The sequence below is a fragment of the Streptomyces sp. PU-14G genome (assembly GCF_041028275.1).
In the GTDB taxonomy this organism is placed as follows: Bacteria; Actinomycetota; Actinomycetes; order Streptomycetales; family Streptomycetaceae; genus Streptomyces.
This window is the reverse complement of record NZ_JASKYT010000364.1, coordinates 1-5539: the sequence shown is the minus strand read 5'-3', so window position 1 is coordinate 5539 and position 5539 is coordinate 1. Positions and strand designations below refer to the sequence as shown.

The 5539-nt window shown below is 70.7% G+C and carries 3 protein-coding genes; 2 read left to right on the top strand and 1 reads right to left on the bottom strand.

Annotated elements, in window-relative coordinates; all coding sequences use genetic code 11:
• Window positions 1–165: 165 nt before the first annotated feature.
• On the bottom strand, window positions 166–1245 hold the full coding sequence (locus tag AB8Z75_RS28885) for a polyprenyl synthetase family protein (RefSeq protein ID WP_369207076.1): 1080 nt from the start codon (window positions 1243–1245) through the stop codon (window positions 166–168).
• A 337-nt stretch (window positions 1246–1582) separates the two neighbouring features.
• Between AB8Z75_RS28885 and AB8Z75_RS28880 the strand changes: the two genes are divergently transcribed.
• On the top strand, window positions 1583–2818 hold the full coding sequence (locus AB8Z75_RS28880) for a Ku protein (RefSeq protein ID WP_369207074.1): 1236 nt from the start codon (window positions 1583–1585) through the stop codon (window positions 2816–2818).
• 51 nt (window positions 2819–2869) lie between these two features.
• A partial coding sequence (gene fdh, locus AB8Z75_RS28875) for a formate dehydrogenase (protein ID WP_369207072.1) occupies window positions 2870–5539 on the top strand: 2670 nt, incomplete at its 3' end.

Here is a 5539-nt window from a genome sequence, read left to right as displayed (position 1 = left end):
CGGTTGTACGCATGGATGCTCCTGCGAGGCGAGCCAGTCATACAAGTGCGATAAACGCACTGGACGACGACTCGTCCTCGCCCCCCGGCAGCGACACCGCCCCTGTCCGCCACCCGGCCCACAAGGAGCACCCGGACTACGTAACGCAGCGCTCGGAAACGGCCCTCACCCCCGGTCGACCGTGTGATGGAACAGCGCACGGAGGGCGGTGTGCGTGGCGGGTGGCAGCGCGGCCTTGTCCAGTTGGGTGAGCGCTTCCGTCAGCTGCCAGGCCGATATCTCGTCGGCGGCGGCGCGCCCGCCCGCGTGGTCGATGAGCGCGGCCAGCTCGTCCGGGGGCGGCGGACAGGCAGGACCGCCGCCCAGCGACTGGGCGAGCGTCCGCGCCGCGGGGTTGCCCGCGCGCAGCGCCGCGATCAGCGGCAGGCTCGGACCCCCCTCCCGCAGCCCGCTCATGACGGGCCGTCCGCTCAGCGCCGTCCCCGACCACAAATCCTCGATGTCGCGGGCGACCTGCGCCGCGACACCCAGGTGGTGTCCCGCGCGGGTCAGCGACTCGACCACCCGCTCGTCCGCCCCCGCCAGCAGCGCACCGCCGGCCAGCGCGCACTCCAGCAGCGAACCGCGGCGCGCGCCGGCCACCGCGGCGTACTCCTCGACGCTGACGCCCTCGGGCGCACGGCGCCGCAGCGCGAGTTCGGCCGACCGGCCGCTGACCAGCCGCGAGGTGGTGCGGGTCAGCAGCCGCAGCACGGCACCCTCCGCCTCGGGCGCGGTCCCTGTGGGCAGCACGCGCCGCGTGGCCGCGCCCAAGAGCGCGTCCCCTGCCAGGACGGCCCACCCGGTGCCGTAGACGGCCCACACGGCGGAGCGCCCGTGCCGGAGTGCCTCACCGTCCATCACGTCGTCGTGCAGAGCCGCCCAGTTGTGCACCAGTTCCACGGCCGCGGCCCCGGGCAGTGCCGCGGCCGTGGAGGCCAGAGCGGATCCGTCCCGCCCCGTCTCGCTCGCGCCCGCCGCGCACAGGGTCAGGGCCGCGCGCAGCGGGGGCTCGGGGGTGACGCCGTAGGTGGGACTGCCGTCCGGCTGGCTCCAGCCGAAGTGGTAGCCGCAGACGCGGCGCAGTTCGGGCTGCAGAGCGCCGACGGCCTCGCGCAACAGCGGCTCGATCCGCTCGTGTGCGGTGGACAGCAGGGAAGGAGCGGCGGGCAGACCTTGGGTGTCGGAGAGTTCTTCAGTCGTCATACCGGAGCGCCTCCTGATCTCTCCGTGCCGGGCACCCGGGTCGCCGGGCGGATGCGAAGCGTGCGGGAATGGTGTGCTCTCAGTAATCGGCTTTCCCCGCCGGAGGACCCCCGACTCCCGTAGCGCCGATTCCGTGCGAAGCACGCGGGGCGCAGGGGCGCGGCCCGGCGGAGCGCCGCGTGCCGAAGTAAGGAGTGTGAGGCACCGGGGGCGTGAAACCCGGGCACACGAACGCACGGCCCGGGATGCGGTGGAGTGCACCCCGGGCGACAGTGGGAGCGCGCTCGTCCCGGGCCGAGGTCCCCCGGCCCGGGACCACTCAGGAGCAGGAGAAGCGATGGCACGCCCGGTCTGGAGCGGAGTGATCACCTTCGGGCTGGTCACGGTCCCGGTACGGATGTACGCCGCCACCGAGGACCACACCACCCACTTCCACCAGTTGCAGCGCGGCACCAACGACCGGGTGCGCAACAAACGGGTGAACGAACGCACCGGAAAGAGCGTCGACTACGACGACATCGTCAAGGGCTACGAGATCGCCGACGGCGAGTACGTCACCGTCGAGCGGGAGGAACTGGAGGAGATCGCCCCGGGCAAGTCCCAGGTCATCGACGTGAGCGGCTTCGTCGAAGCGGACCAGGTCGATCCGGTCTACTACGTGCGCTCCTACTACCTCTCACCCAGCGACGAGCAGTACCGCAAACCGTACGAACTCCTCCGCGCCGGGCTGGAATCCTCCGAGAAGACGGGCATCGCCACCTTCGTGATGCACAGCAAGGAGTACCTGGTCGCCCTCCGCGCCGGGGAGGACGTGCTGGCACTCCACACCCTGCACTGGGCGGACGAGGTCCGCGACCCGGAGGAGGAGCTGCCCGACCTGCCCGGACGTCAGCGGTCGGACAGCAAGGAGCTGAAGACGGCGCGGCAGCTCATCGACAGCATGAGCACGACCTTCCGTCCCGAGGACTACAGCGACAGCTACGAGGACCGGGTACGTGCGCTGGTCGAGGCCAAGGCCGAGGGCAAGGAACTCACCCCCGAGGAGGGCCCTCCGGAGGCCACCAACGTGGTGGACCTCAGCGAGGCCCTCAACCGCAGCATCGAACGGGCCCGCTCCGGGAAAGGGGGCGGCAAGGGCCGCAAACCAAGCCCCGAGCGCCGGAAGCCGGCCTCCGAGCGCCGCAAACGTCCCCCGAAGGGCCGGGAGAGCACGTCGAAGAGCCGGGACGGCACGACGAAGAGCCGGGACGGCACGTCGAAGAGCCGGGACAGCGCCTCGAAGAGCGCGAAGGGACGCGCGAGGGGACAGGGGAACGCCTCGAAGAGCCGGGACAGCACCGCGCAAGGCCGGGACAGCACCGCGCGGAGCCGGGCGGGCAGCGCGCGGAGCCGGGAAGGCAGCGCGCACAAGGACTCCCGGCGCACTCCCCCGCTCCGGGAGCTGAGCAAGGACGAGCTGTACCGGCGCGCCGGCGACGAGGGCGTGAAGGGCCGCTCGAAGATGACCCGCGGACAACTGCTCGAAGCACTCGAAGCGCAGGCCGGCAGCGGCAGCTCCGGCAAGGCCGCCTGAACCTGCATATCCGAGCCCCTGCATGAGGCCGACCCGCTGGGAGGACGTGGGATGGGCGTACGCACCTGGATCAAGGACTGGCCCGTGTACCGGCAGGCCATGGGCGGTGACGATCCGACGGGCAGAGGCGTGGCCGCCTCCTCCGCGTACACCCGCTCCCTGCGACCGCGCACCCATTCGGCCGACCGTGTGGTCAAATCGATCTGTCCCTACTGCGCCGTCGGCTGCGGCCAGGACGTGTACGTCAAGGACGAACAGGTCGTCCAGATCGAAGGCGATCCCGACTCACCCGTCAGCAGGGGCAGGCTCTGCCCCAAGGGCGCGGCCACACTCCAGCTGACCACGGGCGACGCCCGCCGCCACGAGGTGCTCTACCGGCGCCCCCACGGCACCGACTGGGAGCGGCTCGACCTGGAGACGGCCATGGACATGGTGGCCGACCGGGTCATCCGCACGCGCCGCCAAGGCTGGGAGGACGAACGCGACGGCGTCCGCGTCAACCGCACCATGGGCCTTGCTGCGCTGGGCGGCGCGGCGCTGGACAACGAGGAGAACTACCTCATCAAGAAGCTGCTCACGTCTCTCGGCGTGGTGCAGATCGAGAACCAGGCGCGGGTCTGCCACAGCTCCACCGTCGCCGGGCTCGGCACCTCGTTCGGACGGGGCGGCGCCACCACCTTCCTCCAGGACCTCCAGCACGCCGACTGCATCGTCATCGAGGGCTCCAACTTCGCCGAGGCGCACCCGGTCGGCTTCCAGTGGGTGATGGAGGCCAAGGCGCGCGGCGCCACGATCATCCACGTCGACCCGCGCTTCACCCGTACGAGTGCGCTGGCCGACCTGCACGTGCCGATCCGGGCCGGCACCGACATCGCCTTCCTCGGCGGCATCATCAACTACGTGCTGTCCCATGAGGCGGACTTCCGCGAGTACGTGCTGGACTACACCAACGCCTCGACCCTCGTGGGTGAGGAGTTCAGCGACACCGAGGACCTGGACGGCGTCTTCTCCGGCCTCAACCAGGAGACCGGGCACTACGACACCGCCAGTTGGCAGTACGAGGGCGACGTGGTGCAGGCCGCCTCCGGAGAGCGGGACGCGCTCTACGAGGAGCGCACCAGCGGTGGCCACTCGGTGGCCACCGCCGGCGGCTCCGAGTCGCACGGCTCCGGCGGCGCCCCCATCTCCGGGAACCGGACACACGACCGTACACTGCAACACCCGCGCTGCGTCTTCCAGATCCTCAAGCGCCACTACGCGCGCTACACACCCGAGATGGTCGAAGAGACCTGCGGCATCCCGCCCGAGACGTTCCTGGGCGTGTGCCGCACCCTGGTGGCCAACTCCGGACGCGACCGCACCTCCGCGTTCGCCTACGCCGTCGGCTGGACACAGCACACCGTGGGCGCCCAGTACATCAGGGCCGCGTGCGTACTCCAACTCCTGCTCGGCAACATCGGCCGGCCCGGCGGCGGCATCCAGGCACTGCGCGGACACGCCAGCATCCAGGGCTCCAGCGACATCCCCACCCTCTTCAACCTGCTGCCCGGCTACATCCCGATGCCCCACGCGCACAAAGCGGAGGACCTGGACACGTTCGTCGAGGCCATGCGCACCGACAAGGGCTACTGGGGCGACATGCGCAACTACGTCGTCAGCCTGCTCAAGGCCTACTGGGGCGAGGCAGCGACCGCCGAGAACGACTACTGCTTCGACCACCTGCCCAGGCTGACCGGCTCGCACAGCACCTACGACACGGTCCTCGAACAGCTCGCGGGACGGTGCAAGGGCTACTTCCTGATGGGCGAGAACCCGGCGGTCGGCTCCGCGAACGCGAAGATGCAGCGGATGGGCATGGCCAACCTCGAATGGCTGGTGGTGCGCGACTTCTCCCTCATCGAGTCGGCCACCTGGTGGAAGGACGGCCCGGAGACGGAGACCGGCGAGCTGAAGACGGAGGAGAACGCCACCGAGGTCTTCTTCTTCCCCGCCGCCTCGCACACCGAGAAGGCCGGCTCCTTCACCAACACCAACCGGATGCTCCAGTGGCACTACCCGGCCAAGGAGCCGGACGGCGAAGCCCGCAGCGACCTGTGGTTCATGTACCACCTGGGCCGACGCATCCGCGAGAAACTGCGCGGCTCCACCGACGAGATCGACCGGCCGGTTCTCGACCTGACCTGGGACTACCCCGTCGACGGCCCGCTGGAGGAGCCCGTCGCCGACGCGGTACTCGCCGAGATCAACGGCCGCCACGCCGATGGCAGTCCCCTCTCCCGCTACCAGGAACTGCGCGACGACGGCTCGACCTCCTGCGGCTGCTGGATCTACTGCGGCGTCTACAAGGACGGCGTCAACCAGGCCGCACGCAAGAAGCCCCACACCCAGCAGGACTGGATCGCCGCCGAGTGGGCCTGGTCCTGGCCCTCCAACCGGCGCATCCTCTACAACCGCGCCTCCGCCGACCCCGACGGCGCCCCCTGGAGCCCGAGCAAGGCCCTGGTGTGGTGGGACGCGGAGCGCTCCACCTGGAGCGGCTACGACGTGCCGGACTTCATCGCCGACCGCCCGCCCTCCCACCGGCCCGCCCCGGACGCCACAGGACCCGACGCCCTCTCGGGCATCGACCCGTTCATCATGCAGGGGGACGGAAAGGGATGGCTCTACGCGCCGGCCGGTCTGATGGACGGCCCGCTGCCCACCCACTACGAGCCGCAGGAC